The 26,593-nt window shown below is 70.3% G+C and carries 23 protein-coding genes and 1 pseudogene; 13 read left to right on the top strand and 11 right to left on the bottom strand.

What is annotated here, in order from left to right:
• Window positions 1-869 precede the first annotated feature (869 nt).
• A complete protein-coding gene (locus tag KPF22_RS30170; protein WP_224404087.1) occupies window positions 870-1,454 on the bottom strand; it encodes a TetR/AcrR family transcriptional regulator in 585 nt (194 codons plus the stop codon).
• Between the two features lie 176 nt (window positions 1,455-1,630).
• Here KPF22_RS30170 and KPF22_RS30165 point away from each other — a divergent pair, with 176 nt between their 5' ends.
• The 6 genes and pseudogenes from KPF22_RS30165 (at window position 1,631) to KPF22_RS30140 (ending at window position 11,442) form a co-directional block, all read left to right on the top strand.
• Window positions 1,631-2,938 (top strand): MFS transporter, encoded by a 1,308-nt coding sequence (locus tag KPF22_RS30165; protein WP_224404086.1) that lies wholly within the window; start codon window positions 1,631-1,633, stop codon window positions 2,936-2,938.
• A gap of 429 nt (window positions 2,939-3,367) precedes the next feature.
• Complete coding sequence (locus tag KPF22_RS30160; protein WP_224404085.1) at window positions 3,368-3,859, top strand: hypothetical protein; 492 nt, start codon at window positions 3,368-3,370, stop codon at window positions 3,857-3,859.
• A 98-nt stretch (window positions 3,860-3,957) separates the two neighbouring features.
• Entirely contained in the window at window positions 3,958-5,058 is a 1,101-nt protein-coding gene (locus KPF22_RS30155) for a PLP-dependent cysteine synthase family protein (RefSeq protein WP_374107546.1), read from the top strand.
• The gene (locus tag KPF22_RS30150; RefSeq protein WP_224404084.1) at window positions 5,058-6,521 is read left to right on the top strand and encodes an MFS transporter; all 1,464 of its coding nucleotides are present in this window, start codon (window positions 5,058-5,060) and stop codon (window positions 6,519-6,521) included. The genes KPF22_RS30155 and KPF22_RS30150 overlap by 1 nt, the downstream gene beginning before the upstream one ends.
• 67 nt (window positions 6,522-6,588) lie before the next feature.
• Window positions 6,589-7,698, top strand: coding sequence for a hypothetical protein (locus KPF22_RS30145; RefSeq protein ID WP_224404083.1), 1,110 nt, complete (start codon window positions 6,589-6,591; stop codon window positions 7,696-7,698).
• Window positions 7,699-10,432: 2,734 nt separating this feature from the next.
• A pseudogene (locus KPF22_RS30140) lies at window positions 10,433-11,442 on the top strand (IS481 family transposase).
• A 76-nt stretch (window positions 11,443-11,518) separates the two neighbouring features.
• Here KPF22_RS30140 and KPF22_RS30135 read toward each other — a convergent pair.
• The 4 genes from KPF22_RS30135 to KPF22_RS30120 all read right to left on the bottom strand — a co-directional run bounded on the left by KPF22_RS30135 (window position 11,519) and on the right by KPF22_RS30120 (window position 16,433).
• Window positions 11,519-12,481: a F510_1955 family glycosylhydrolase gene (locus KPF22_RS30135; protein WP_224404082.1), complete on the bottom strand. Its 963-nt coding sequence runs from the start codon at window positions 12,479-12,481 to the stop codon at window positions 11,519-11,521.
• A 359-nt stretch (window positions 12,482-12,840) separates the two neighbouring features.
• Entirely contained in the window at window positions 12,841-13,506 is a 666-nt protein-coding gene (locus KPF22_RS30130) for a DUF305 domain-containing protein (RefSeq protein WP_224404081.1), read from the bottom strand.
• A 73-nt stretch (window positions 13,507-13,579) separates the two neighbouring features.
• Window positions 13,580-14,011: a DUF6153 family protein gene (locus tag KPF22_RS30125; RefSeq protein WP_224404080.1), complete on the bottom strand. Its 432-nt coding sequence runs from the start codon at window positions 14,009-14,011 to the stop codon at window positions 13,580-13,582.
• A 208-nt stretch (window positions 14,012-14,219) separates the two neighbouring features.
• Complete coding sequence (locus tag KPF22_RS30120) at window positions 14,220-16,433, bottom strand: heavy metal translocating P-type ATPase (protein WP_224404079.1); 2,214 nt, start codon at window positions 16,431-16,433, stop codon at window positions 14,220-14,222.
• A gap of 221 nt (window positions 16,434-16,654) precedes the next feature.
• On the opposite strand from KPF22_RS30120, the gene KPF22_RS30115 reads away from it, so the two are divergent.
• From KPF22_RS30115 to KPF22_RS30100, 4 genes are all read left to right on the top strand, one after another.
• A complete protein-coding gene (locus tag KPF22_RS30115; RefSeq protein ID WP_224404078.1) occupies window positions 16,655-16,939 on the top strand; it encodes a metal-sensitive transcriptional regulator in 285 nt (94 codons plus the stop codon).
• Between the two features lie 27 nt (window positions 16,940-16,966).
• Window positions 16,967-17,176 carry a heavy-metal-associated domain-containing protein gene (locus KPF22_RS30110; protein WP_224404077.1) on the top strand — a complete coding sequence of 70 codons (210 nt, stop codon included), beginning with the start codon at window positions 16,967-16,969 and terminating at the stop codon, window positions 17,174-17,176.
• Between the two features lie 102 nt (window positions 17,177-17,278).
• Entirely contained in the window at window positions 17,279-18,235 is a 957-nt protein-coding gene (locus tag KPF22_RS30105) for a hypothetical protein (protein WP_224404076.1), read from the top strand.
• Window positions 18,235-20,514, top strand: a complete 2,280-nt coding sequence (locus KPF22_RS30100; protein ID WP_224404075.1) for a cation-translocating P-type ATPase — start codon at window positions 18,235-18,237, stop codon at window positions 20,512-20,514. The genes KPF22_RS30105 and KPF22_RS30100 overlap by 1 nt, the downstream gene beginning before the upstream one ends.
• A gap of 130 nt (window positions 20,515-20,644) precedes the next feature.
• Here KPF22_RS30100 and KPF22_RS30095 read toward each other — a convergent pair whose 3' ends face one another.
• On the bottom strand, window positions 20,645-21,310 hold the full coding sequence (locus KPF22_RS30095; protein WP_224404074.1) for an AlpA family transcriptional regulator: 666 nt from the start codon (window positions 21,308-21,310) through the stop codon (window positions 20,645-20,647).
• Between the two features lie 645 nt (window positions 21,311-21,955).
• Between KPF22_RS30095 and KPF22_RS30090 the strand changes: the two genes are divergently transcribed.
• Window positions 21,956-22,123: a hypothetical protein gene (locus KPF22_RS30090; protein ID WP_224404073.1), complete on the top strand. Its 168-nt coding sequence runs from the start codon at window positions 21,956-21,958 to the stop codon at window positions 22,121-22,123.
• Between the two features lie 44 nt (window positions 22,124-22,167).
• Here KPF22_RS30090 and KPF22_RS30085 read toward each other — a convergent pair whose 3' ends face one another.
• Together KPF22_RS30085 and KPF22_RS30080 are read right to left on the bottom strand one after the other, a co-directional pair.
• The gene (locus KPF22_RS30085) at window positions 22,168-22,362 is read right to left on the bottom strand and encodes a hypothetical protein (RefSeq protein ID WP_224404072.1); all 195 of its coding nucleotides are present in this window, start codon (window positions 22,360-22,362) and stop codon (window positions 22,168-22,170) included.
• A 62-nt stretch (window positions 22,363-22,424) separates the two neighbouring features.
• On the bottom strand, window positions 22,425-22,892 hold the full coding sequence (locus KPF22_RS30080; protein WP_224404071.1) for a hypothetical protein: 468 nt from the start codon (window positions 22,890-22,892) through the stop codon (window positions 22,425-22,427).
• A 323-nt stretch (window positions 22,893-23,215) separates the two neighbouring features.
• Here KPF22_RS30080 and KPF22_RS30075 point away from each other — a divergent pair, with 323 nt between their 5' ends.
• Both KPF22_RS30075 and KPF22_RS32540 read left to right on the top strand, forming a co-directional pair.
• Window positions 23,216-23,896, top strand: coding sequence for a class II aldolase/adducin family protein (locus tag KPF22_RS30075; protein WP_224400994.1), 681 nt, complete (start codon window positions 23,216-23,218; stop codon window positions 23,894-23,896).
• 226 nt (window positions 23,897-24,122) lie between these two features.
• Window positions 24,123-24,248: a hypothetical protein gene (locus KPF22_RS32540; RefSeq protein WP_255624079.1), complete on the top strand. Its 126-nt coding sequence runs from the start codon at window positions 24,123-24,125 to the stop codon at window positions 24,246-24,248.
• Window position 24,249: 1 nt separating this feature from the next.
• Here the strand turns inward: KPF22_RS32540 and KPF22_RS30070 are convergent, their stop codons facing one another.
• From KPF22_RS30070 to KPF22_RS30060, 3 genes are read right to left on the bottom strand one after another with little or no spacing between them, the layout of a single operon-like run.
• Window positions 24,250-25,086, bottom strand: a complete 837-nt coding sequence (locus KPF22_RS30070; RefSeq protein WP_224400993.1) for a fumarylacetoacetate hydrolase family protein — start codon at window positions 25,084-25,086, stop codon at window positions 24,250-24,252.
• A 4-nt stretch (window positions 25,087-25,090) separates the two neighbouring features.
• Window positions 25,091-25,594 carry a VOC family protein gene (locus KPF22_RS30065; RefSeq protein ID WP_224400992.1) on the bottom strand — a complete coding sequence of 168 codons (504 nt, stop codon included), beginning with the start codon at window positions 25,592-25,594 and terminating at the stop codon, window positions 25,091-25,093.
• A complete protein-coding gene (locus tag KPF22_RS30060; protein WP_224400991.1) occupies window positions 25,591-26,592 on the bottom strand; it encodes a zinc-binding dehydrogenase in 1,002 nt (333 codons plus the stop codon). Before KPF22_RS30060 ends, KPF22_RS30065 begins: the two co-directional genes overlap by 4 nt.
• Between the last annotated feature and the right edge of the window lies 1 nt (window position 26,593).

Here is a 26,593-nt window from a genome sequence, read left to right as displayed (position 1 = left end):
TCGCGCGCCGGGCATGCTCCTGGGCCGTCATTCGCCGGGACACCTGGTCCCACAGCTGGCCGAGGGTGCGCGGTTCCGCTCGGTCGTCGAACGCGACCGGGTCCAGGACCCGGGCGAGGCGGCGGCGAGCTCGCCGGTCGTGTCAGCGTTCATCTCGGGTTCTTCTCGACTCCGCGGGGACGGCCGGACTGGGGGCTGGGTCTGGTGTACCGGATGGGTACGACAGTGACTCGGACGGCGTCGGTGGCGGTCCCGCCCGGCGCGGTGGTCATTGGCGGGGTCGGCAGTTCGGGCACATCGGCCCGTCGAGACGCCAACCTGCCGCGGTGAGCCACCGCTGCGCGGCTGCGGGCAGTACGTCGTCGGGTCCGTGGGGGTCGGCGGCGAGGTCTCCGACGAGCAGGGGGCCGTCGCCGCAGCGCGCGCATGTGAGGTCGGTGATCGGTCCGGCCGGCGGGCAGGTTCGGCAGTAGCGTGCGGTGGTCGGACCGTCGGGGTCGGGGACCAGCCACACCGCGCTCATCAGGATCTGCTGCAGCGGGTCGGCCGGGGGCTGGTGGCATTGGTCGCAGCACAGAGACGGCCCGGCCCCGGGGCCAGGCGTCATCGCGGGGGTGACCATCACCGGTCGTCCAGGTCGCGGTCGAGTCTCAGCCCGCGCCAGCTGGGGTGCCGGAAGCGTCCTTCCGGTGTCCTTAACCGGACTTCGCCGCAACGCGTCACGCCGGGCCAAAGAGGTCTGTGAAGTTGGCCGCCGTAGGCCGCAGTGCCGCCAGGCCACCCCAGGCGTTCTGACTGACCTTGGCCACGCGGCCCAATGGGGCGGGTTCTGGCACCGCTGTGAGGGCTGGACGTTCTTTACGTGGCTGTCAACGACGATCGAGCAGATCGAACACAGTCGTCGTGATGAGGTCGGGAGCGTCGGAGAGGGCCACACGGCCGGCGGCGACCTCGGCGACCCCGCCGTGCAGAACCTGGTGCAGCACGGCGATCTGCCACGTCACGGGCGTGTCGTCGCGGAAGGCCCCGTCGTCGCGGCCTCGTTCGATCAGGGCTTGAACCCGCGCGGCCGGGCTGTCGTGGAGACTTCGGATCCGCTCGGCCGGCAGCTCGGCCTCCGCGGCGGCGATCACGGTCCGCGCCTCGTCGACGAGCCGCCAGCTACTCCTGATCAGCCGTTCGAGTGCGGCCCTCGGGTCACCGTCGAGGTCGACCTGCGCCAGTGCCTCGTCGCCCCGTTCGACGACTCTGGCGACGACCGCGTCGATGAGTTCCGCGCGGGACGCGAAGTGCCCGTAGAGGGTCACCCGACCGATCCCGGCCTGCTTCGCGATCTCGGCCATTGTCGCGTTCGGGCGCGCCGACAAGCAGGTCACCGCCGCGTCCAGTGCGCGCTCGATGTTGCGGACGGCGTCGGCCCGCTTCGTGCCGACGGTCGCCGTGATGCTCACCATGAATCCTCCACTACCTGAACATAAGTGTATGAGTTACGGTACCAGCGCTCAAGCTGAACATTGATGTACGAGTTAGGAGTCGATCAGTGTCCACATCCGAAGCCCGGCCTCCGACTGCCAGGGCTGCCCATCCCCACCGATGGGCAGCCCTGGCCCTGCTGGGAACTGCCCAGTTCATGCTCATCCTCGACGTCACGGTCGTCGCGGTCGCTCTCCCGCAGATGGGGGTCGACCTCGGCCTGTCCCGGGAGGCGGTGACCTGGGTCGTCGCCGCCTACACGCTGACCTTCGGTGGTCTAATGCTTCTCGGCGGCCGCAGCGCGGACCTGTTCGGAGCCCGTCCGGTGGTCTACGCCGGGCTGTCCGTGTTCACCGCGGGCTCGCTCATGGCTGGCTTGGCCGACAACGGCGGGCTCCTACTGACCGGCCGGGTCGCCCAGGGGCTCGGTGCGGCGATGCTGTCCCCGGCGGCTCTGTCGGTCGTGGTGCGGCTGTTCAGCGGCGACGAGCGCAACCGTGCGCTGGGGATCTGGTCCGCGCTCGGAGGCGGAGGTGCCGCCGTCGGGGTCCTGCTCGGGGGGCTGATCACCGCCGGACCGGGATGGCCGTGGGTGTTCTTCCTCAACATCCCGGTCGGTCTCGTCGTACTCTTCGGGTTGCTCCGTGTCCTGCCGCCGCTGCCGCCGCCGCCGACCGGGCACCGCCCGACGCTCGACGTCGTCGGGGCGCTGCTGGTCACTGCGGCCACGGGTTCGGCCATCTACGCCCTCACCGTCGCAGGCGAGCAGGGTTGGGTCAGCGCGCCGACGCTGGTCACCACCGCAGCAGCGCTAGTGCTCTACCTACTGTTCGGATGGCGTCAGCGGACCGCGGCGTCACCGCTGATGGACCTCGGGCTGCTCGCCCGCCGACCTGTCGGCGCAGGAGTATTCGTCATCCTGATCGCCACCGCGCTCATGGTCGCGGTGTTCTTCCTCGGCACCTTCTACTTCCAGCAGTCCGCCGGGCACGGACCGCTCACCACCGGCCTGCTTTTCCTGCCGATCGCGGTCGCGACCATGACCGGCGCGAACCTCGGCGGGCGCCTGATCGCGCGCCTGGGCGCCCGGACCCTCGGCGCCGCCGGCATGGTCGTCGCCGCCATCGGCCTGCTCGTGCCCGCGCTCTGGCCCACCACCCTTGCGACCACCATCGGGGTCTCGTTCGGCGCCTTCGGCATCGGAGCTCTCTTCGTGGTCGCCTCCGCCACCGCACTCGGACAGGTCGAGGCACACGAGGCGGGCATAGCCTCCGGCCTCCTCAGCACCTTCCACGAATTCGGTGCCTCGATCGGCGTCGCGACGGTGTCGAGTATCGCCGCGGTGAGCCTGGCCGCGGGAGGAGACACCGGCTACCAGCAGGCGTTCGGCTTCGCCGCGGTGGCAGCTCTGGTGGCGGCGGGCGTGTCCGCCCTCGCGATCCCTCGACAGCCCAGTACTCCCTGATCTAGCTCTAGACCATATGCCTTCATCCGGATCACGCCACAGTCGCGAACCACGCCTCTGCGCACCCAGCGCTCACCTCGAGGTTCTGGAGGGGCAGGAGTCCTGATCGCAGCAGCGCATCCTCTCTTGGCCGTGGGCTCCGCCAGCCACGGGGCGCCGGGGGGGGGGGTACCCGCTGAGGTCGGCAGCGGACGTGGGCAGGGCGGGGCGGGGCGGGGCGGGGCATGAGCTTGGTGCCAGTGCAGCACCAGCGGGGTGTCCCGCCTCGGCTCAAGCGGGGTGCTCAGGCTTTCGGTCAGTCCTTGGCCGTCGAGACCGGCGGCCAAGGGGGCAGAGGCGAGGCGGTGGTCTCGGCCAGGAGAGCAGACTCGTGCTTGGTCTCGACTCCGCGCGCTACCTCGACTGTGGCGTTGGTACGGTTCGGTCACTGTGAGCGAGACCGTCGGTGCGCTGAAAGCGCGGGAGCTGGGCTTCCGGAATCGACGGTTTGTCCTTTTTGCCGTTCTGGCCGCGATGGTGTTGGTGTGTGGGCTGCACCCGGCGTCGTCCCATGAGCCTGAGCTCGTCGTCGACGGATCATCGGCGCAGTCCGCGGTATCGCAGCTGTACGCGACAGCTGCGGTCGGCCACCCGCCGGGTCAGCACCATCACGACGAAGCCGAGGCCGATAGCGGCCCCGCGCCGCATTCGGATCACGACGCGCCGGCATGCCATGACGCCGGTGGCCATGACGAGTCGACTCTGACGGCTCGCGGGGACCGTTCCGCTCTGCCCGACGTCGTGGCAGGAGCCGGTGTCACCGTTCGCCTGGTGGCTGCACCACGTGCACCCCCGTGGACGGTGAGCGCGGTCGAGACCACACCCGCCCGGCCGGCTGCCGGGCGTGACCACCTGACCTTGGCGCAGATCTCTCGGACCTAGAAGCGTCCGCCCTGGGGCTATCGCCCGAGGCGCCTTCTTCTTGCGTCCCATCCCTGCTCCCCGGCGCGGCGTATCGCTGCGCCTGAACGAGGTCTGTCATGTCCCTGCCCTTCACTACTGCTCCCTTGGATCGCCCGGGCGCGCTCCGGCGTTGCCTGAGGTTGACCGACGTCGTCGGGTCCACCCCGACGGTGTGGATCGACGCGCCGTTTGCCCCCAGCGGGCGGGGCTTCTGGGCCAAGCTCGAGGGCGCCAATCCCGGCGGCATCAAGGACCGCCCCGCGCTGCACATGGTCGAGCAAGCGCGCGAGCGCGGTGACCTGCAGCCGGGTGCCCGGATCGTCGAATCGACCAGCGGCACGCTGGGCCTGGGACTGGCGCTGGCCGGTATCGCCTTCGGCCACCCTGTGACGCTGGTATCCGATCCGGGTATGGAACCGCTGATGTACCGGTTGCTGCGTGCCTACGGCGCCGAGGTGGTGACCGTGCAGGCCGCTGCAGCGAGCGGTGGGTGGCAGCAGGCGCGTCGCGAGCGCGTCGCCGAGATCCTCGACCAGCATCCCGGCGCGTGGTGCCCCGACCAGTACAACAACCCCGACAACGTCAGCGCCTACGCCACCCTGGCCGACGAGCTGCGCAGCCAACTCGGCCACATCGACGTGCTGGTGTGCTCGGTCGGCACCGGCGGTCACTCGGCGGGAATCTCGAGTGCGCTGCGCCGGTACCTGCCCGAGCTCGAGGTCGTCGGCGTCGACACCGTCGGATCGACGATCTTCGGGCAGCCGGCACGACCGCGACTGATGCGCGGGCTGGGTTCGAGCATCCATCCGCGCAACGTCGATCACAGCATCTTCTCCGAAGTGCATTGGGTCGGGGCGGACGAAGCAGTGTCGGCATGCCGGGCGATGGCGTGTGCCAGCTATGCCAGCGGCGGCTGGAGCGTGGGCGCGGTCGGTGCGGTGGCCGGCTGGCTCGCCCGGACCCGGCCACAGGACACCCGGATTGCCGCGATCTTCCCCGACGGGCCGCAGCGCTACTTCGACACCGTCTACAACGACGAGTTCTGCGAGGCGAAGGGGATCACCGTCAGCGGCCCACCCGTGCACGCCCCGGACGTCATCGACCGACCCGACGCGATCGAAGTCCACCGCTGGACCCGCTGCACCACGGTGCTCGCGCCCGACAGGGCGGAGAGCTGATGCGCGTCCTCGACAGGTACCGGTCGTTCGACCGGCCGGTCCAGCTGCTGCTGCTCAACCAGCTGACCATCAATCTCGGCTTCTACATGCTCATCCCGTACCTGGCCGACCACCTGTCCCAGGGCCTGGGGCTCTCGGTGCTGATGGTCGGGGTGATCCTCGGGGTACGGAACTTCTCCCAGCAGGGCATGTTCCTGGTCGGGGGCAGCCTGGCCGACCGGTTCGGCTACAAGCCGATGATCGTGGCCGGCTGCGCCTTGCGCACCGGCGGATTCGCACTGATCGGCCTGGTCGACAACGTCCCGGCCCTGGTCGTGGCCTCGGCAGCGACCGGATTCGCCGGGGCGCTGTTCAACCCGGCCGTGCGCGCCTACATCGCCCATGACACCGGTGAGCGGCGCGTCGAGGCGTTCGCCCTGTTCAGCATCTTCTACCAGGCGGGCATCCTGATCGGCCCGATCGTCGGACTGGCACTGACCGGCATCGGCTTCGCCGTCACCTGCCTGGTCGCCGCCGCCGTGTTCGCCGTGCTCACGGTGCTGCAGATCCGGGCCCTGCCGGCCCGCCGCGGTGACGGCGGCGGCGACGGTGATCGGCGCCCGGTCCTCGCGCAGTGGCGCGACGTCGCCACGACCCGGGGCTTCCTGCCCTTCTCGGTCGCGATGATCGGCACCTACGTCTTGTCGTATCAGGTGTATCTGGCGCTGCCGTTGCACGCCCGAACCCTGGCCGGCGACGGGAACCTGGGCACGGCGTTGGTGACAGCGTTGTATGTCGTGTCCGGCGGGGTCACCATCGCGGCCCAGATGAAGGTCACCGCCTGGTGTCGTGCGCGGTGGGGGCCGGCGGGCTCGCTGAGCCGGGGCCTGGTCGTGCTCGGCGTGGCCTTTGTGCCGCTGCTCGCTGCCGACGGGTTGCTGGTCGCGCTGCCCGACGTCAGCGCGATGATCGCGACGGTGCTGGGGGTGGCGGCGTTGCTGTCGACCGCGGCGCTGCTCGCGATCGGGACCGCCGTGGTCCTGCCGTTCGAGATGGACACCATCGTCGGGCTCGCCCGCAACCGGCTCGTCGCGACCCACTACGGCTTCTACAACACCGTGTGCGGGGTCGGGATCCTGCTCGGCAACGCGGGGACGGGCTGGGCGATCGACCTGGCCCGCTCGCTCGGCGCCCCCTACGCGCCGTGGTTGGTGTTACTGGTCATTGGGCTGCTGTGCGGGTTCGCCCTCGCGGTGCTGTATCGGCGCGGACTGCTCACCGCACCCGCCGAGGACACCCAAGCAGCGCAGAGCGAACCGGATGGCGACCCCCCGACCACCCAACTGTGGGCGGTCGGCCAGCACGACGACAGCCCGACCCGCCCGCTACCGGCCATCGGTGCTGCCCAGCAGCCGCCGGTTCCCACGCCGGTGGAGACGACGCGGCCGCTGGCCGACCTGCCTGGGGCCGCCCGACGATGGTGACCCCCGCAGGAGCGGACAAGCCCAGCCGTCCGCGACGACCACCGAGCGGCGCGTCCGTCATGGGGCGGTGAACGGCGTCGGACACGCCGCCGTGGCGTTGCGGCGGCTGGGTGTTCGGCTGCTCGCCGTCGGTGTCGTCGTGGGGGTCCTCGCCGCGGGGCTGGTGTTGGTCCGGATCACGATGGGGCACTTCCTCACCCCGGTAGCGATCAGGCCGGATTGTCTGCCCCCGGCAGCGGCCGTGCCCATCTCCGCGACCGGCCCCAGCGGACTCGGCGCCGAACAACTGGCCAACGCCGCAACCATCATCGCGGTTGGCCGTGACCGCGCGGTCCCGGAGCGGGCTGTGTGGATCGCCGTGGCCACCGCGCTGCAGGAATCCGGCCTGCGCAACCTCGACTACGGCGACCGTGACTCGCTCGGGCTGTTCCAGCAACGCCCGTCGATGGGCTGGGGCTCGGCCGAGCAGGTCACCGATCCCCGGTACTCGGCCGCGATCTTCTACGACCGCCTGCTGCAGATCCCCGGATGGGCCGACATGGAGCTGTGGGAGGCCGCCCAGGCGGTCCAACGCTCGGCGTTCCCGACCGCCTACGCCAAATGGGAGGACACCGCCGCGAACGTGCTCACCGAGGTCGGTGACGGGGCGGCGCGAACCACCGGGGCACGCACGATCGCGGACGGCGGCAGCTGCGCCGACCCCTCGAGTGCGGTGATCGGCGACGACCCGGGGCCGCGCCCAGCCGGCTGCACCGAGGACGACCCCACCTCCCGGGGCTGTGTGACCCCCACGACGCGGTTCGCACTGGAGCAGGTCCGGACCACTTTCGGCGCGCTCAGCGATAGCCCGTATCTGACCTCGACACGGTGCTTCGCCGACCGCCCGGCGAACCCGACCAGCGATCACCCCCTCGGGAAGGGGTGCGACCTGTTCCCCGGACCCGCCGGCACCTTCGCCTCCGACCGCGACGTCGATGACGGCTGGCTGATCGCCGAGTGGTTCCGGCGCAACGCCGTCGCCCTCGACGTCTCCTACATCATCTGGCAGGGCCAGATCTGGCTACGGCCCGAGACAGATCCCGGACAGTGGAGCGACTACACCGGCGGCGGGGTGTACGACGCCGCAGATCCGGTGGGCGGGCACTACGATCACATCCACGTGTCCTTTCGCCGCTGATCGAGCCACTGGTCAAGCGGTGCAGAGCCGCATCCGGGGCAGTCGGCCGGCTGATGGGACGCCATCGTGTTAGTCGGCCGGCGAATGCGGTTGCCGATCACTACCGCCTAGCTGCGGGCTTGGCCCTGACGGCCTGCGACGACAGGCTCGCTCTGGCAACGCCGCTACCGGCCGGTGCTGCCGCGCCCGTATCCGTCCAGTCCGGTGGGGGCCCGGTCCGACACCACTCAGCCGAGCTACCGGCACGAGTGACGATACACGTCAGGCGGTCGCGCACAGTAGTATCGGGCAGCGCGACCGAGCTCATCTCGCGGATTGCTGGCGACGATGGTCCGGCACGGTCTCTCAGCGTTGTCACAGCACGGCGCAGGGAGACTGGGGACATGGCATCGGCCGCGCAGTCTCGGACGAGGATTGCGCGCGTCGGCGGGATGTCACAGTCACGCGGCGCTTGGGCCAGTGGGCTGATCGCCACGGTTGTGGCGGCGCTGATGGTTGATGTGCTCGGTCGGGAACAACCGACACACGCTCTCTACCTGGTTGTCCTGGTCGGAACGGTCACCGGGCTGCATTGGTGGATCGCGCCGCAATTCCGCAGCCTGTTAAGCCTCCTCAGCGCGACCATCGTGATCCAGCCCGCCCTGCACCTAGCGGGCAAGTGGCTGGGGCGCTCGACTGAAGCATCTGGGCTGGAGTGGTTGACGCCGCCGGGCGGTGTCTGGCCTCACCCATTTTCGGATGGGGTGACCGGGCCCCAGCTCGCTGTCAGTGTGCTGACCGTCGCGATGGTCCTGATCTGTGGTGCTGCCACCGACCTCGTGGTGGGCTACTTGCGAGCGCGATTCGCTCGCTTGACTCCGCGCAGTCGTTCGGTGCGGCGACCCGTCACTCGGCTGTGTCGTGCGCGTCGGCATGGCTCGATGCTGCGGTGGTGCGGCTGGAGGTTGCAGTCGGCTCGTCGTGGTCCTCCAGGCGCTGAGGCTCCCGGCTGCTGAAGGCTGACGAGCCGCCGGAGCTGACTGGGTGAGCTATGCAGACGGCGCCTGCGGCATGCCTGCAGATGCGGCTATGCGAACCGGAAGCGCCGCTGCGAACGTTTCTGGTCGCTGGCTCGCGCTATTTTCGCCAGGGAGCTTAACGGGTCGTCGCGACCCCACTATATTTCAATCATTCAAGGGCTAGTTCATCTAGGTTCCTGCCTTGACGTCTTCAGTTACCGCCTGACCTTACTCGGCACATACTTCGCTGTCGTTGTATCGACAGGTACTTGATGATCGGTTGCTTCGGTCGCAATTCGATCTGCGACTCTGGACTGCGTCACAATTGTCTTCGAGTCAGCTCCTATGTGGCCGCTGGCAAAATGCTCGCTCATGTCTCATTCTGCCCGCTGCCACCCTACTCTCCGAGTCTGTTGTCGATTGCGGATACGAATCAAGGGATCCATTCATGTATGAGGACATTCATTCTTTCCACTGGGTGCGAGACTCTGTGCTTTCTGTGCTGCGGAGCGACACGTTGTTGAACGGACGTGGACGCCGGCAGGTTCTCAGTCGGACAGGTCACGGACCGACGCCCCAGAAGGCGTCACTCATTGTGACGTGGACTGGTGCTCCCGGCTTTAGTCCCGATATGCTCATCGACCGTTTTGTCCTCAGTCTCCATGACGCTGGTATGCCGAGTGGTTCCGTCGGGTCCAGACATGTCCTCGACCACGCCACGGCGGTTCTCCGCCACGGGCTCATCGCTGACAACGGCAACATGGTCTTTCTGGTGCGCACGGGCCGCTGGGTGGAGCGTTCGGCTGTTATCGAGCATCACCTCGAGCTACTCGCATTCGAAGCCCGCGTGCCCCGTGCTGAGCTCGACGGTCGGGCAGCGTCCGAGAGCAGCGTTCCCGGCACGCCATGGTCGACTACCGGTGGTAGGACCGAGTACGTCGACCACGCCTCGGCCGCTCAGTCCTGCACCGGTGGAGACAAGACCCTACCCAAGCCTCGTGGCGCGTCGGTGCAGGACAGCGCAACCCGAGGGCCAGGATCTCAAGGTCACACAGCTCGGCAGCTGGACGACTGCACCAGCTTTATCGATGAACCCGATTCGCGGGCGTCATCGTGATCGAGACGCAGCGGCTCCCGGCCCTCTGTGGTGAGGCCCTTGGCCGATGGCGGCGGGCCACGGCACGTACCCCGCAACAGGTTTCACGAGTGCGGGTGTACAGGCGGTCCGACGGACGCATCGTGCGTCCCGTCCGGTTCCGCGGCAGCACGCACTTCCAGGTAGTGCGTGCCGCCGCCGATACGGCTAGCTCCAATCGGCCTCGGCAGTACCCGTGATTGAACGACCACACCGCGCTGTCGGCGGAATCAGCTTGCTCCAGCCGGCTCGTGGCGACCCTGCATCCGCGTCGTCGCGTCGAGCAGCGCGGAGTCGGACGATGGGGATGCGCGCTGTGGCCTGGTGCCCCCAGCGATCGGCTGCAGTGGTCGGTGGCCGGCCGACGCATGGCCGCCCCAGGGCCTTCACTGGTGAGCACGACACGGTCGCAGCATCGCCGCAGACGAATGCCCTGATCTGAATGCCCTGATCGCTCTGCCCCATCGCTAGCTGTACTGACCGGAGACGTTGGTCGAACTCGTGTGACGACACGATCTAGCTGATCTTGAAGGGTGAGGACCTCCTGCGGAGGGTGTGGAGCTGTCGAAGGCACCCGCACCCACAACCACAGGAGGTCCTCGTGGTCCACGCTAACGCTCCACTGTCCGAACGCGGCCGACTGCGCCTGGCGCGTCTGATCGTCGAGGGCGACGTGCCGATCGCTGCGGCCGCTGCCCGGTTCCAGGTGGCCTGGCCGACCGCGAAACGCTGGGCCGACCGCTACCGCCTCGACGGCCCGGCCGGCATGGCCGATCGCTCCAGCCGGCCGCACCACTGGCCGCGGGCGACGCCGGCACCGGTGGTGCGCCGGATCGTGCACCTGCGCTGGAAGAAGCGCCTGGGCCCGGTCCAGATCGCCGACCGGGTCGGTGTCGCTGCCTCGACCGTGCACCGGGTGCTGGTGCGGTGTCGGATCAACCGCCTCGCCCATGTCGACCGCGCCACCGGAGAACCGGTGCGCCGCTACGAACACCCCGCCCCCGGGGATCTGCTGCACGTGGATGTGAAGAAGCTGGGCAACATCCCCGACGGCGGCGGCTGGCGCTATGTCGGGCGCGCCCAGGGAGACCGCAACCGGGCCGCGACCCCTGGGAAACTTCGCAACGCCCACCACCAGGCGAAGATGGCACCGCGTTCGTCCACACCGTGCTCGACGACCACTCCCGCCTGGCCTACGCCGAGATCCACGACGACGAAACCGCCGCCACCGCGATCGCTGTGCTGCGCCGCGCGGTGGCCTGGTTCTCCGCCCGCGGGGTCACCACCCGCCGAGTCCTGTCCGACAACGGCTCGGCCTACCGCTCCCACGCCTGGCGCGACACCTGCCACGCGCTGCGGATCACCCCGAAACGCACCCGTCCCTACCGCCCACAGACCAACGGAAAGATCGAACGGTTCCACCGCACTCTCGCCGACGGCTGGGCCTTCGCCCGGCTCTACACCGGCGAGTCGCAACGCCGAAAGGCGCTACCCGGGTGGCTGCACGAGTACAACCACCACAGGCCCCACACCGCCATCGGTGGTCTCCCACCGATCAGCAGGTTGACCAACCTGTCCGGGCAGTACAGTCATCGGGTCCACACTCCTTGATCGGAGTTACACCGATGTTCTTACAGTCCCGTGGACGATCACTTCCAGTACGCCCGGCTCCGGTGGGAGTTTCCGGTTAGGCGAGCTGCTGCAGCGTGACGCCGCCGTCGGTGGACCGCTCGACCCCGACTTCGGTCACTACCGTCAGCCGGCCTCCGTGTTCGGCACTGATCGCTTGCGGTGGGGCCGCGGTGGCGCCCCGACGCTGCCAGGTCACGCCGCGGTCGGTGCTGGCGTACAGCGTTCCTTCCGGTGCGATCCCATACACGCTGCCGTCGTCGGCCCATGCCAGGTAGGCCAGTAGCGGGCTCCCGGCGATGCTGGTGAAGGTGGTGCCGCCGTCATGGCTGGCCATCACTCCGGCCTCGGTGGTGGCCAGGATCCGGGTGTTCTCCCCGGGTGCCAAGGCGATGTCGAGAGCGGACAGCGACGCCCCTTGTTGCCAGTTCTGGCCGCTGTCGGTGCTGGTCAGGAGCAGTCCGCGGGTGGCGTCGAGGCCGGCGACAACTGTGCCGTCGACGTCGAGGGCGTGGAAGTCGACCTCGCCGTGCAGGCTGATCGGCTCCCACGTCGCACCGCGGTCGGTGCTGCGGACCAGGCCGAGCGGGTTCGGTGTGCTGGTGTCCTGCGGGGCGGGGTGGCCGCTGGCCAGGTAGGTGTTCGGGCCGGCGACGGTGAAGCCCATCAGGTCGGGGCCGCCGGCCTGCGGGTTCTGGCGCGGCGTCACTGTTCCCTCGGCGGTGAGGCTGAACAGGCCGTGATGGCCGGCGATGACCGTGCTGCCGTCGGCAGGGTCGACTCCGACCCCGTGGACGTGGCCGACCTGCTCGAACACGCCGGCGGTGCCGGCGGTGGCGGGCGCGGCGGCCGGTTGAGCCGGTCCGCCGCAGCCCATCAGCAGCACGGCGATGCCCGCGGTCAGCACGGCATAGGTCAGGGGTGCTCGGGGTCTACCGAGCTTGAGGTTCGTGCGGTCTACCGGAGGTGAGTCGATCATCAGCGGTGGTGGTCTCTCTTCAGCCGGGGCGTGCTCCGGCATCGCGGTCGGTTCGGCGGGCCGAACCGTGGGCAGGATGTCGAGGCCGTCGTGGCTGCGTGGTCATCGACCCTCGCAATGTGGCGCGCGGCGGTCGCCGGGGGGTGTGTGGGCAGACAGCGCTCGCACCGCGCACCCGAGCAGGCAGCGCAGGACCGCACGGCCGGGCTCGGATCTGGCGGCCGCGACCATGGCCGAGAGTGGACCTCGGGCAGCGGGCCGACTCGCGCTCTTCACCATCGGACAGCCTCCGTCGTCAATACGGGTGGGGGGTATGACTGTCACGGTACATACCCCCCACCCGTATCGGCCAGGGTGCGTGCGGCTCTCTGTCGCCGTCGTCGCCCGTGGCCGGAGGACGGTCAGCCGAGCAGCCCGCGCATCTGGCCGATCTCGGCCTGCTGGGCGTCGATGATCTGCTGGGCCAGTGCCTTCGCCTCGGGATTGATTCCGCCGGCGAGTTCGGTCTGGGCCATCTGCACCGCCCCCTCGTGGTGGGCGATCATCATCTCGAGGAACATGCGGTCGAAGTCGGCGCCGTTGGCCTGCTCGAGTTGACGCATCTGGTCCGGCGTCATCATCCCGGCCATACCGCCGTGATCCATGCCGCCCTGCCCCATCCCGCCGTGGTCCATTCCCGGCATGCCGCCCTGGTCCATCCCGGGCATGGCACCGGATGTGGGTGCGCCCCAGGTGGTGAGGAAGGCCTGCATCTGCGCGATTTCGGGGCCTTGGGCCTGCTCGATCTCGGTGGCCAGGCCGCGGACGTCGTCGCTGCCGGCGCGGTCGGTGGCCAGCTTCGACATCTCCACGGCCTGCTGGTGGTGCGGGATCATGCCCTGGGCGAAGGCGATGTCGGCCTGGTTGTGCTCGGCGGAGACCACCGCGCTCGGAGCGGCGGCGCTGGTCGGTGCGGGTGCCGGAGCCGCGGGTGGGGCGCTGCCGGCAGGCTCTGCGCCGCCGCAGGCCGACAGCACGAGGGCAGCGGTCAGTGTCGTGGCCGCGGTGGCCACGCGGGTGATCTTCATGTGTGGTTCTGACTCTCCGTGTCGAGGACGGGTGATCGGCCGGGACCCGACGCTCTGCCGCGCCGGGGGCCGATCAGGTCCGCAACACGCAGAGCTGAGCGAGTCGTCGGGAGACGGGGGGCGGCCGCTGCGCAGGGCGGCCGCGGGGGCGCTGGAGGGCCGCGGCGACCGCTGTCGGAAGCGGCAGGCGCCCGAGGAAAAGCCACACCGAAAGCAACGCGACCCCAGCGGCGGCCAGTACGGCCAGGCACAGATGCAGCGCGTGGGTGGCGTCGTGCTCGCCGTGGCCGGCGGGCATCGGCTGCTCGGACGCCATCGGTGCCTGCTGCGCGGATGCCGCGTCGGCCCGGTGGTCGCTGTGCCCGGCCGCGGCCGCTGCGACCGCCATCCCGTGCCCGGTGTCTGCCGCGGGGGCCGGGGCGACGAGTGCGTGCATTCCGATCAGACCGAGCAGAACAGGCAGGACCAGCAGCACCAGCTGCAACCCTTCTCGCCTGTTGCCCATGCAATCACGGTACCGGCAGGGCTGCCCGGTCCGCGCGTGCTGTGCCCTCGCTCTGACAGGCCGGCCAGTCACGGACCGACAGCACCACCGACGTAAGCCACCTCCGTCCACCTCGACGCAGCTTGTCCTGCTCACGCCGCACGAACCGTTGCCCCGCATGGTCACGGCGGTCGATGAGCTACCGAGGCCCGACCGCGACACGAGGGCATCACCCGGTGGTGTCGGCGCCGGCGAGACGTGCTGTGCTGCGCGCCGGCGTCAGGTCGAGACGGCGAAGAAGCTGAGCGTTGAGGGCGACGACGACGGTCGATGCGGACATCAGGATGGCGCCGACGCTCATCGGCAGGACGAACCCGACGGGAGCGAGCACCCCGGCCGCGAGCGGGACGGAGGCCAGGTTGTAGCCGGCCGCCCACCACAGGTTCTGCTTCATCTTCCGGTAGGACGCGCGTGACAGGTCGATCACCGAGAGCACCGACCTCGGGTCGGACGAGGCGAGGATGACGCCGGCGGAACCGATCGCGACGTCGGTCCCGGCGCCGATCGCGATACCCACGTCGGCCTGGGCCAGGGCAGGAGCGTCGTTGACGCCGTCGCCGACCATCGCGACCCGACGACCCTCGCTCTGCAGCTCGGCCACCTTGGCGGCCTTGTCCTCCGGGCGGACTCCGGCGAAGACCCGGTCGATGCCGAGGTCGGCAGCGACGGTCTCGGCCACGGCCCGGGCATCGCCGGTGATCATGACCACCTGGGTGCCGACGGCGTGCAGGGCCTCGACCGCCTCCCGGGATTCGGGCCTGATCTCGTCTGCCAGTCGCAGCGCAGCGATGACCTTCCCGTCAGCGAGGACGTGCAGGATGATCGCCCCTTGGCGGCGCCACTGGTCCGCGACCGCGAACTCGGCGGCGCCGTGCTGGTCAAGCAGATGGGGTCCGCCGACCTGGATCCGCGTGCCGTCCACGGTGGCCTCGACCCCGACCGCAGGAGACGAGGAGAACTCGCGCGCCGGGGGCACGGTCAAGCCCCGGTTGCTAGCCGCGCCGACGATCGCTCGGGCCAGGGGATGTTCGCTGTCGGACTCGGCCGCGGCCGCGAGAGCGAGCACCTCGTCCACGGCACGGCCCTCTCCCGGCTCGATGTCGATGACGGTCGGCTCACCCCTGGTGAGGGTCCCGGTCTTGTCGAACAGCACGGCATCGACGGTGCGCATCGACTCCAACGCCAGACGATCCTTCACCAGCACGCCGCCACGGGCGGCACGCTCGGTGGCGATGGAGACCACCAGCGGGATGGCCAGCCCGAGAGCATGCGGGCAGGCGATGACGAGCACGGTGATGGTGCGCACCACGGCGGTGTCGGGCAACCCGACCAGAGACCAGACCACCGCGGTGAGCACTGCTGCGCCGAGGGCGAACCAGAACAACCACCCGGCCGCGGTGTCGGCCAGACGCTGAGCCCGCGACGACGATGCCTGGGCGTCGGCCACGAGCCGGCGGATCCCGGCCAGTGCGGTATCGTCCCCGGTCGCCGTGACCTCGACCCGCAGGCCCGAGTCGGTCGCAACGGTGCCTGCCACGACCTGATCGCCAGTCTGGCGCCGCACCGTACGGGACTCCCCGGTCACCATGGACTCGTCCATGCTCGCCGCCCCGTCCACGATCGTTCCGTCGGCGGGCACCGACGAGCCGGGCCGGACGATGACCACGTCTCCGACCACCAGGTCGGCCGGTGAGACGGTGACGACGACATCGCCGTGATCGACCCGCTCGGCCTCGTCGGGCAGCAGCGCCGCCAGGGAGTCCAGCGCCGAGGTGGTCTGGGCCAGTGAGCGCATCTCGATCCAGTGACCCAGCAGCATGATCACGACCAGCAGCGCGAGCTCCCACCAGAAGTTCAGCTCGCCGTCGAGCAGGCCCAGGCTGGCACCCCAGGACGCGATGAACGCGACTGTGATCGCCAGGCCGATCAGCAGCATCATGCCCGGCGTGCGCGAGCGGATCTCTGCGATGGCGCCGGTGAGGAACGGACGCCCTCCCCACAGGTAGATCACCGTGCCCAGCACCGGGGAGACCCACCGCACCCACTCGCCGGCAGGCAGGTGATAGCCGACCAGGTGGGCGAACATGTCGTTGAACCCGACCACGGGGACGGCCAGGACGAGCATGACCCAGAACAGCCGCCGGAACTGCCCGACGTGATCGCCATGATCGCCGTGACCGTCGTGTCCCTGATGCCCGCCGTGCCCCTCGTGCGCACCGGGTTCGTGATGTTGCGGCTGCTCGCCTGGGCCGGTCCTGACCGATGGGGCCGCCGGGCGGCTCTCCTCGGCCGGTCCGGCAGCGCTGCCCGTCGTGTCGGTTGCTTGGCGTGGGTGGCGAGCAGGCCCGTCTGTGTCCTTGCTCGATCGCTCTCCGGGGTTCATGGCACCTGGATACGCCATACCCCATGGGGGTATCAAGCAAGGGTGTGCTCAGTTGGCTGGTTCATTCGTGATAGTGCCCGGCCCCGGTCGTTCGATCTCGGGTGATCGGCTTGTGCTGCGCCATACCTGTCCCCGGCGATCCGGTGGGGATCACAGATCGACACGGTTGAATGCGGATACCCCGTAGGGGTATGTTGGAGGTGTCACGAGGAGGTAGGGCGATGCAGCACGGATACGCCGACAGCAAGGACTCCCACATCAAGCGGATGCGTCGGATCGAGGGCCAGGTCCGCGGGATCACGAAGATGATCGAGTCGGACAAGTACTGCATCGACATCCTGACCCAGGTGTCGGCGGTCAACAAAGCCCTCGAGGCGGTGGCCCTGGGCCTGCTCGACGAGCACCTCAAGCACTGCGTCGCCGACGCCGCCACCGAAGGTGGCCCCGTCGCCGATCAGAAGATCCAAGAGGCCAGCGCCGCGATCGCGCGACTGGTCCGTTCCTGAGTACGACGACAGAGAGGAATGAGCGCTGTGACCACAGCGACCTACACCGTCACCGGCATGACCTGCGGGCACTGCGTCTCGTCGGTCACCGAGGAGATCAGCGAGATCTCCGGTGTGACTGACGTGGCGGTCGACCTACCGACCGGCGCCGTCACTGTCACCAGTGACCGCGAGGTGTCCCCCGACGCGGTCCGCGCAGCCGTCAAGGAAGCCGGGTACGAGGTCACCGCCGCCTGAGCACCACCAGCACCAGTCCGCCACCCGGTACGGGTCACGGCCCCGCAGCTCGCTGCGCGCGGCCGTCCACCCGTACCGGGTCTCACCGAAGGACTTCTGACGATGAAGACCGCAGCACGACTGTCCGCCTACGGTGCGGCTGTCGTCCTCTTCGGAGCCGGCGCATTCGCGACCGGCGCGACCATCGATGCCCCCACCACACACCTACGCCCCACCACGCAGACCGCCGACCACGGGGCTGACCCGGCGGCGGGTCACGGCGCTCCCACCGCCTCCGGGTCGACAGGGCCCGCCGGCCTGGCCTCGACCGAGGGCGGCCTGACGCTGACGCCCGCCTCGACCACGCTCGTGGCCCGGCAGGCGAGCGAGCTCGCGTTCCGGATCACCGGCCCCGACGGGGCTGCGATCACCGGATTCGACATCGAGCACGAGAAGCGGATGCACCTGATTGTCGTGCGCAGCGACACGGCCTATTTCCAGCACCTGCACCCGTCGATGGACTCCGACGGCACCTGGCGGGCCCCGATCACCCTGCCCGGCGGGGGCACCTATCGTGCCTTCGCCGACTTCGCCCCCACCGGTGGCGAGGCCACGACGCTCGGGGTCGACTTGTTCGCCCCGGGCACCTTCGCGCCCATCGCGCCGCAGGCCAACCGCACCGCCACCGCCCCCGGGGGATACGAGGTGACCCTCGACGGGGTGCTCGAGCCCGGCCGGTCGAGCCCGGTCACCCTCACCGTGACCCGCCACGGTCAGCCGGTGCGCGACCTGCAGCCCTACCTGGGCGCCTACGGCCACCTGGTCGCGCTGCGCAGCGGCGATCTCGGCTACCTCCACGTCCACCCCGACGGAGCACCCAGGGACGGCACCACCGAGCCCGGACCCGGAATTACCTTCCACACCGAGGTCCCCTCGACCGGCACCTACCGGCTGTTCCTCGATTTCCAGCACGACGGCCAGGTCCGCACCGCGCAGTTCACGGTCCCGACCACCGGGCCCGCGCCGGCCGCGCCCGGCTCGGTCGAGACCGGCCACCCGCACACCGACGGAGGCCACTGATGACCGCGACCCTGCCCCCGTCCGGTGACAAGGTCCGCGAGATCGAGCTGGCCATCGGCGGCATGACGTGTGCGTCCTGCGCGAACCGCGTCGAGCGCAAGCTGAACAAGCTCGACGGAGTCAGCGCCACGGTCAACTACGCGACCGAGAAGGCGAAGGTCTCCGCCCCGGACGGCGTCGGCACCGACGCGCTCGTGGCCGCCGTGGAATCGGCCGGCTACTCGGCCGTCCTTCCGACCCCGCCGCACCGCGGCGACGACACCGCCGACGACCCCGCCGAACAGGACGACGAGCTGCGTCCCCTGCGCGACCGTCTCCTCGGCTCCGTCCTGCTGTCGGTCCCGGTCGTGGTCCTGTCGATGACCCCGCCCCTGCAGTTCGTGAACTGGCAGTGGCTCTGCCTGGTCCTCACCGCGCCGGTCTGGGCCTGGGCCGGCGCCCCGTTCCACCGGGCAGCCTGGACGAACCTGCGTCACGGCGCGGCCACCATGGACACCCTCATCTCCATGGGCACCACGGCGGCGATGGCCTGGTCGGTCTACGCGCTGTTCTTCGGTACCGCAGGAATTCCCGGCATGGTCCACCCCTTCGAGCTGTCGGTCTCACCCACCGACGGCGCCGGCAACATGTACCTCGAGGTCGTGGCCGGGGTCATCACGTTCGTCCTCGCCGGCCGCTACTTCGAGCAGCGCTCCAAGCGTCGCGCAGGCGCCGCCCTGCGCGCCCTGCTCGAACTCGGGGCCAAGGACGTCGCCGTCCTGCGCGACGGCTCGGAGGTCCGCATCCCGATCGCCGAACTCGCTGTCGGGGACCGGTTTGTCGTCCGGCCCGGGGAGAAGATCGCCACCGACGGCACGGTCGTCGACGGCCGCTCGGCTGTCGACGCCTCCATGCTCACCGGCGAGTCCGTCCCGGTCGAGGTCGCCGTCGGCGACACCGTCGTCGGCGCCACCGTCAACGCCGGCGGGCGCCTGGTCGTCCAAGCGACGCGGGTGGGCTCGGACACCCAGCTCGCCCAGATGGCATCGCTGGTCGAGGACGCCCAGAACGGCAAGGCCGCCGTCCAGCGCCTCGCCGACCGGATCTCAGGGGTCTTCGTGCCGATCGTCATCGTCGTCGCCGTGGTGACGCTCGGATTCTGGCTGGGCGTCGGGGCCGGCGCGACCGCGGCGTTCACCGCCGCCGTCGCCGTCCTGATCATCGCCTGCCCCTGCGCACTCGGGCTCGCCACACCGACCGCCCTGCTCGTCGGGACCGGCCGCGGCGCCCAGATGGGGGTGCTCATCAAGGGGCCAGAGGTGCTGGAGTCGACCCGCCGGGTCGACACCGTCGTGCTCGACAAGACCGGCACGGTGACCACCGGGAAGATGTCGCTGGTCGCGGTCCACACCGCAGGCGAGGTGGACGAGGCCGACGCGCTGCGCCTGGCCGGGGCGTTGGAGTCGGCGTCGGAGCACCCGATCGCCGCGGCGATCGCCGGGGCCGCGGCATCCCGGGGTGGTGCGCTGCCCGCGGTCGAGGACTTCACCAATCACGAAGGCCTGGGTGTTCAGGGAGTGGTGGATGAGCACGCCGTGCTCGTGGGGCGGCCGCGTCTGCTGGAGCAGTGGTCGGCGCCGCTGACCGGCGAGCTCGCCGATGCCGCGGCTGCCGAAGCGGTTCGGGGCCGTACGAGCGTGGCCGTGGCCTGGGACGGGAAGGCGCGAGCGGTGCTCGTCGTCGGCGACACCGTCAAGGATACCTCTGCTGAGGCGATCGCGGAGTTCCGCCGGCTCGGACTCAGGCCGGTCCTGCTGACCGGTGACAACCGCGCCGTCGCCGAGTCCGTCGCCGCTGAGGTGGGGATCGAGGTCGGCGAGGACACTGTCATCGCCGACGTCATGCCCACCGACAAGCTCGCCGTCGTCGAACGGTTGCAGCGCGAGGGCCGAGTCGTCGCCATGGTCGGCGACGGCGTCAACGACGCCGCCGCCCTCGCCCAGGCCGACCTGGGTCTCGCCATGGGCACCGGCACCGACGTCGCCATCGAGGCCTCCGACATCACCCTCGTGCGGGGCGACCTGCGGGCCGCGGCCGACGCGGTCCGGTTGTCCCGCAAGACCCTGGGCACGATCAAGGGCAATCTGTTCTGGGCCTTCGCCTACAACACCGCAGCCATTCCGCTCGCGGCGCTCGGACTGCTCAACCCCATGATCGCCGGCGCGGCGATGGCGTTCAGCTCGGTCTTCGTGGTTGGCAACAGCCTCCGGCTGCGCCGCTTCCGAGGACACACGGTCTGATCCGCTCCCTGACGAGGAGGTGGTGCAGCCCCGACGGCTGCACCACCTCGCATGCCGCCATCGCCTGCCAGCCGTTGATTCTCTGGCGCGCGTCGCCGTCGCGCCCGTGCCGGGCGTCCTCGGCTGCGGGTCAGCTGGGGCCGGTGGTCTTGGTGTCTTCCCTACCTGCTGCGGCCGTCGGCGATGTTCCGATCTCGCCGGGCGCTGTGGAGTATCCGAGGCTGCGCATCCTCTCGATCATGGGGTCTGGTTCCCCACGTAGCTCGGCGGCGTAGCGCTCGACGCCGGCGCGGAACCAGATCGCGACCCCCTCGCGGACACGCGGGGGGAAGTTGTCGCGGGAGGTGTGGCGGTAGGCCATGGCTCGTTTCACGCCGAGGATCTGGCAGACCTCGTCGATGCCGACAACGTCGGGGAAGCGGTCGATGGCCAGGCGACGATCGACCTCGTCGAGTGTCAGGACTTCCAAGGCGACGGTGCGGACGCGGCCGCGGTTCTCCGGGGTCGTCAGGGGGACGACGCGTTCGAGCCCCTCGCGAGCGGCGGCCTCCAAGACGCGTGCGAAGTCGGCAAGGCCGCTGCCCATGGCGCGATTGGTGGTGGTGGGGATGACCCAGCCGAGGCGGTCGATCGGCTCACCGCGAACGGGGGCCGTGGTCATCGCGACCCCGTCGTTGCCGACCCTTGCGGCCACGGCCTGGCCGATCTCGTGGACATCGGTATCGGCCGGGATCGGCGGGTCGATGGCCAGAGTGATCGACAGGGAGATGTATCGGACGGCGGGGGAGGAGTCCACGCTCCGAACCTACGACTCCAATAGACAATTGTCTACTGCCGTGTGTGCGGTGAGCGGCTCGCCAGGACAGCCGTGGCGGAACTGCTACCGCATGTAGTTACTTCTGATGATCCCGGCGTCGGGGAGGAAACGCCCTTCCGGCGATCGCGGCTATGTCGGAGGTGACTACTCCGTACGGCCCCAACAGCCCGCAGAACCCGCCCCCCTACCGGCCTGGACCCGCTGGCCAGCCCCAGTACGGGCAGCCCCAGCAGCGAGGGCCGCCGCAGCAGCAGTGGGCTGCCACCCCGCCCCCGATGCCGGAGCCGCCGAAGAAGAAGGGCGGGAAGCTGCGCTGGGTCGTCGCGGTCGTCGGCCTGCTGGTCCTGGTCGGCATGATCAACGGCGGCAAGGACGAACCCGCTGACACCACCGCAGCCGCGGCCCCTGCCGCTGCTGCACCGGCCGTCGCGGCACCGGCGCAGGCCGAGGCGGTCCCGGCCGCCGAGGAGAACGCCGACGGCTACGGGAAGAAGACCGCCTCGTTCGGCGAGGACGTCAACGCGGGAGGCATGATCGTCACCGCTCACGCTCCGGAACGAGGCCGACTCCCAGAAGTCGTTCTCCCCGTTCGACTGGAAGTTCCGCACCAAGGACGGGGTCGAGGTGACGGCGAACATTCCGTTCAACGCCGACAAGGCGCTCAACACCGGGCAGCTCACCCCAGGCGGGAAGGTCTCCGGCCAGGTCTGCGCCGACACTCAGACCACCGGCGTCACCACCGTGGTCTACAACCCCGGCTTCGGGATCATGTACGCGATCACCTTCCAGTGATTCCCTGAACTCCAGGCCACTCACCGACCGGTGCCCGGTCGGGGTCACCTGTAGTCACGCACGAGATCTCCGACCGGGCACCCCTGCAAGAAGGCCAGGACCCCGCACTTCACCCGAAGTGCGATCAACAGAACGCGCTGGTCGCGGACGCCCTGGCTCTCGGCGGCGAGGACTTCGTTGCCGAACTCCACCAGCAGGCCGGCGAACAGACCGCCGTGATCGTCCAGTGGGACGGGCACGGATGCTGAACCGGCCGGCTACCGCACCTCTCGCCGACACGGGCCGCGCCGTCTGGGTACCGCTACCGTGGGGAGCCGTGTGCGGTGTGGCCGGGAGCGGGGAGATCCAAGACGCGGGAGTTGCGCAGCCGCCAGACCAGAGAGGCGAGCCCGAAGCGCGTTCGTCCGATGCCGTCGTCGAGAGGGTCGTACCCGAGTTCGGCGGCGATGGTCTCGAGGTGGGCCTGCATCGTGCTGTGGTGCACGTTCGCCGTCCTCGCGGCCTGGCGTACCGAGTTGGTCCGCACGAGAGCGTCAATCGTGGTCGATCCCCATGCATGGGTCATGATCGTGCCCAGCGCATCGACGTCGGGGATGTCGGTATCCGGTGGAAGGTCGGCGAGTAGGCCGACGAGTCCGCCGTAGTCGTCGGCAAGGGCCGACGGTGCTACCTCCGGGTCGCAGAGACGCAGGGCGACCACGGCGGTCCGGAACGAGCGGTGTACGTGGTCGCCGCCGGTGGCCGGGCCGATCCCGACCGGCTGTGCCACGACCTGCGCGTGGTCCGAGGGTACGACGAGGGCGTGGATCGAGCCGTACGGGGTGGCACCGACCGAGGTCGTCCTCGCGCCCGGTCCCGGGCACTTCGTGCACCTGGAGCACCCAGGATGGGTAGTCGAACAGATCACCGGATGGGTGCGGCGTCGAGTGATCGTGGGGCTGTCACACACGACGGACCGGGAGCGGTTCGACCACCTACCTCACTGGTCGCCCGCCCGCGGAGGGCACCCCGCTCGACCTAATTCTCTCATGCAGAGTGTTCCTCTGTAAGTTGGTCGGCGACCCCGCCGTCCACCTCAAGGATCAGCCACCGATGACCGACTCCGCCCGCACCCTGGTCTCCCTCGCCTCCCGCGTCCTCGCCGACCAAGGGCAGGAAGACCTGATCTGGGGCCACGCCTCCCTGCGCGACGAGTGGGGGTGCTGGATCAAGTCGGCCGAGTGGGGGCTCGGGGAGGTCACCCCGGAGCGGGTGCACCTCGTCGACGGCACCGGTGCGGTCCTGAGCGGGGAGGGCGTCCGGCACAGCGAGTACCCGATCCACACCGAGATCCTCGCGGCGCGCCCGGACGTCGGAGCGGTGGTGCACACCCACCCGCCGCACGCCGTGGCGCTCGCCGCGACCGGGCAGCCCCTGCTGCCGGTCAGCCACGCGGCCACGATGTTCGTGCCGCCCGCGATCCCGCGATTCACCGGGACAGCGGACCTGATCCTGACCCCCGAGCTTGGCCGGCAGGTGGCGGAGGCACTCGGCGACGCGCCGGCGCTGTTCCTGGTCAACCACGGGATCGTGACCGTCGGCCCGGACCTGGAGACGGCCACCGTCCGGGCCGTCGTACTGGAGCGGGCCTGCCACCAGCAGCTGCTCACGCACTCCTTCGGCGGGTGGCCCAGCTCCTCGGACGCCGCGGAGGCCGAGGCCAAGCGGGGGCACATCTACCACGACCGGGCCGTCCACGCGGTCTGGGACCACCTCGTCCGCGGGCTCGGCTGAGCCACCGGCGGGCACGAGTGTTGTGCGCCACCTCGCGAATGCGCTCCACCACCTCGGTGGAGCACCACGACGTCATGGCAGAGCCGAACATCGAGCGTCTGGGAGATCACGAGTACCTGGTGACGCTCATGGCGGACGGCGAGCGGGTGGAGTCCTGGTTCCACACGTCCCCGGAGGCGTTGGCCGCGCTCGGCGCGAACGGGGCCTCGCCGAGGACGAGGCGGACATGGTGCGCCGGACGGTGGAGTTCCTGCTCTGCTACCAGGGCGTTCCCGACTTCCCGGCGATGGTCGAGCTGGAGGACGTCCTGGCGGCGTACGGGGAGTTCGCCGCGACCGTTGGGTCGGGCTGACTCAACCGACCGTCACGGTCAGGGTGCCGATGCCGTCGATTGTGGCGTCCAGGCGGTCGCCGGGCTCGATCTGGCCGACGCCGGCGGGTGCGCCCGTGGCGATCACGTCCCCCGGCTGCAGGGTCATCACCCGGGAGGCCCGCGCGATGATCTCCGGTACCCCCACCAGCATCTCGCCCGCCTTCACCTGCTGGGCGAGCTCGCCGTTGCGGCGCAACGAGATGGCGAGCTCGGTCCAGTCTCCCGCCTCGTCGCGGGTGACCAACCATGGCCCGACGGGTGTGAACCCGTCGTAGGACTTGCGCCGGGAGCGGTCGCCCTTGCCGCGCTCGGTGATGTCCAGCAGCACGGTCCAGCCCAGGATGTGGTCCAGCGCGCTCTCGGCGGGGATGTCGTATCCGCCGCGCGCGAGCACGAGCCCGAGCTCGCACTCGTAGTGCACCTCGCCCGGCACGTCCGGGAGCCGCACCACCGCCCCCGGCCCGACGACGGAGCTGGGCGCCTTCAGAAAGAGGTCGAAGGCCAGCAGCCAGTCCGCCAGCTCGTGCGGGCGCATCTCGTCGATGTGGTCGGCGTAGTTCGCCGCGGCCGCGATGATCTTGCCCGGGTTCAGGACCGGTGCGCGCAGCCGGACCGCGGCCAGCGGGGTGCGCGGGCCGGTGGCGAACCGAGCGAGCAGCGGCTCACGGAGACGGTCCAGGTCGGCGCAGAGCCGCACCCAGTAGTTGGCCCCCAGACCCGGGTCGTGGTGGGGGAGCAGGTCGGTGCAGTCCACGACGGACTCCCCGGCGGCGTCGACGAGACCCACCCGGTCCGCGTCGAACAAGGCGATCCGCATCCCGTCACACCCACTCGTACTGCAGGTCGGGGTTGCCGAGCGCGCCGCCGCGGGCGATCGCCTCGGTCTTGGCGGTCTCGTAGTCCCCGAAGTCGAACATGAGCTCCAGCCGGTATCCGTCTGGGTCGTCGAAGTACAGCGACAGCAGCCCCACGCCGCCGTGCCCGTACGGGCCGAGCACCTTCACCCCGGAGTCGGTGAGATGGGCGATCCAGGCGTCCAGCTCCGCGGCCGGGGCGTCCATCGCGAAGTGGAAGAAGTGCAGGCCCGGCGGGCGTTCGACGATCGGGCCCTCGGCCAGGTTGATCACCGCGGTGCCCGCGGTGACCCAGACCTGCCGGGTGCGGCCCGCGCGCCGGTCCATCTCGGACCAGCCGGTGCGCATGGTGATCTCGCCGCGGAGCACCCGGGCGTACCATTCGCCGCTGCGCTCGAGGTCCGGGACGGGGTAGGCGAGGTGGTGCCAGCCGGTGACGGCGGGGGATGTCTGCGATGTCGAGGAGGTCATGCGCGTGTCCTTTCGTCGTCGGCCAGCACGAGCCGGCCGAGGGGATGGCCGGACTCCTGGGCCCGGTGGGCCTCGGCGGCCGCGCGCCACGGCAGCACGCCGCCGACGGCGGGGGCGAGCTCGCCCCCGCCGACCAGGCGCAACACGGTCCGCAGCTCCGCGGCGGAGCCGCCCGAGGTGAGGTGGAGCGAGATATTGCGCCGGTAGAGCGAGCGCAGCGAGAGCGTGACCTCGTCCCCGCTCGCGCCGCCGCAGCAGGTGAGCCTGCCGCCGGGGCGCAGCGCGGCGAGCCCGGTCGGCCAGGTGGCGGCCCCGACGGTGTCGACCACCAGGTCGACGTCCGAGGGCACGGGACCGCCGGGCGGGAGGACGTCCGCGCCGGTCAGTACGGCCGCGCGAGCCAGTCGGTCCGGGTCCCGGCCCGCGAGCAGCACTCGGGCGCCCCGGTGCCGGGCGATCTGGGCGGCGGCGACGCCCACGGCGCCGGTCGCACCGAATACGAGCACAGTCTCGCCGGGCTGGACCGCGGCCCGGGTCACGACCATGTTCCAGGCCGTCGGGAAGGTGACGAGCGCGCTCGCGACCGCGCCCGGGTCCGCGTCCGTCGGGAGCGGCAGCAGGTTACGGGTCGGAGCGGTGAGCAGCTCTGCATAGCCGCCCCACCGGTGCACGCCCATGAACGTCCGGCGCGCGCAGGTGTCGTCCCGGCCCGCGAGGCAAGCCGGGCACTCCCCGCAGGTGATCGACGGGGCGACGGCGACCAGGCCGCCCGCTGCGGGCCCCTCCACGATCTCGCCGACCGAGCAGGTGCCGAGCACGTGCGGCAGGGCGACGGGCCAGCCCGCCGCGTCCCGCCGGGTCTTCACGTCCAGCCCCGGCTCGACGGCGCGGGCGCGGACCCGGACCAGGGTCTCGCCCGGTCCGGGGCGGGGATCGGGCACCCGCTCGACGACGAGCCGGTCCGGCCCGCCGTGCGTTCGCAGCAGCACCGCGTCCACG

This window comes from Pseudonocardia sp. ICBG1034, assembly GCF_020131375.1.
GTDB classification, from domain to species: Bacteria; Actinomycetota; Actinomycetes; order Mycobacteriales; family Pseudonocardiaceae; genus Pseudonocardia; species Pseudonocardia alni.
The sequence above is the reverse complement of the archived record's forward strand: the minus strand, read 5'-3'. Positions and strand labels throughout refer to the sequence as shown.

What these genes read in the sequence shown, in the direction of transcription:
- KPF22_RS30170 (WP_224404087.1), bottom strand. Translation starts at nt 1,454, where the DNA reads ATGGTGAGCATCACGGCGACCGTCGGCACGAAGCGGGCCGACGCCGTC.
- KPF22_RS30165 (WP_224404086.1), top strand. Translation starts at nt 1,631, where the DNA reads ATGCTCATCCTCGACGTCACGGTCGTCGCGGTCGCTCTCCCGCAGATG.
- KPF22_RS30155 (WP_374107546.1), top strand. Translation starts at nt 3,958, where the DNA reads ATGTCCCTGCCCTTCACTACTGCTCCCTTGGATCGCCCGGGCGCGCTC.
- KPF22_RS30150 (WP_224404084.1), top strand. Translation starts at nt 5,058, where the DNA reads ATGCGCGTCCTCGACAGGTACCGGTCGTTCGACCGGCCGGTCCAGCTG.
- KPF22_RS30135 (WP_224404082.1), bottom strand. Translation starts at nt 12,481, where the DNA reads ATGCCGGAGCACGCCCCGGCTGAAGAGAGACCACCACCGCTGATGATC.
- KPF22_RS30130 (WP_224404081.1), bottom strand. Translation starts at nt 13,506, where the DNA reads ATGAAGATCACCCGCGTGGCCACCGCGGCCACGACACTGACCGCTGCC.
- KPF22_RS30125 (WP_224404080.1), bottom strand. Translation starts at nt 14,011, where the DNA reads ATGGGCAACAGGCGAGAAGGGTTGCAGCTGGTGCTGCTGGTCCTGCCT.
- KPF22_RS30120 (WP_224404079.1), bottom strand. Translation starts at nt 16,433, where the DNA reads ATGAACCCCGGAGAGCGATCGAGCAAGGACACAGACGGGCCTGCTCGC.
- KPF22_RS30115 (WP_224404078.1), top strand. Translation starts at nt 16,655, where the DNA reads ATGCAGCACGGATACGCCGACAGCAAGGACTCCCACATCAAGCGGATG.
- KPF22_RS30105 (WP_224404076.1), top strand. Translation starts at nt 17,279, where the DNA reads ATGAAGACCGCAGCACGACTGTCCGCCTACGGTGCGGCTGTCGTCCTC.
- KPF22_RS30100 (WP_224404075.1), top strand. Translation starts at nt 18,235, where the DNA reads ATGACCGCGACCCTGCCCCCGTCCGGTGACAAGGTCCGCGAGATCGAG.
- KPF22_RS30075 (WP_224400994.1), top strand. Translation starts at nt 23,216, where the DNA reads ATGACCGACTCCGCCCGCACCCTGGTCTCCCTCGCCTCCCGCGTCCTC.
- KPF22_RS32540 (WP_255624079.1), top strand. Translation starts at nt 24,123, where the DNA reads ATGGTGCGCCGGACGGTGGAGTTCCTGCTCTGCTACCAGGGCGTTCCC.
- KPF22_RS30070 (WP_224400993.1), bottom strand. Translation starts at nt 25,086, where the DNA reads ATGCGGATCGCCTTGTTCGACGCGGACCGGGTGGGTCTCGTCGACGCC.
- KPF22_RS30065 (WP_224400992.1), bottom strand. Translation starts at nt 25,594, where the DNA reads ATGACCTCCTCGACATCGCAGACATCCCCCGCCGTCACCGGCTGGCAC.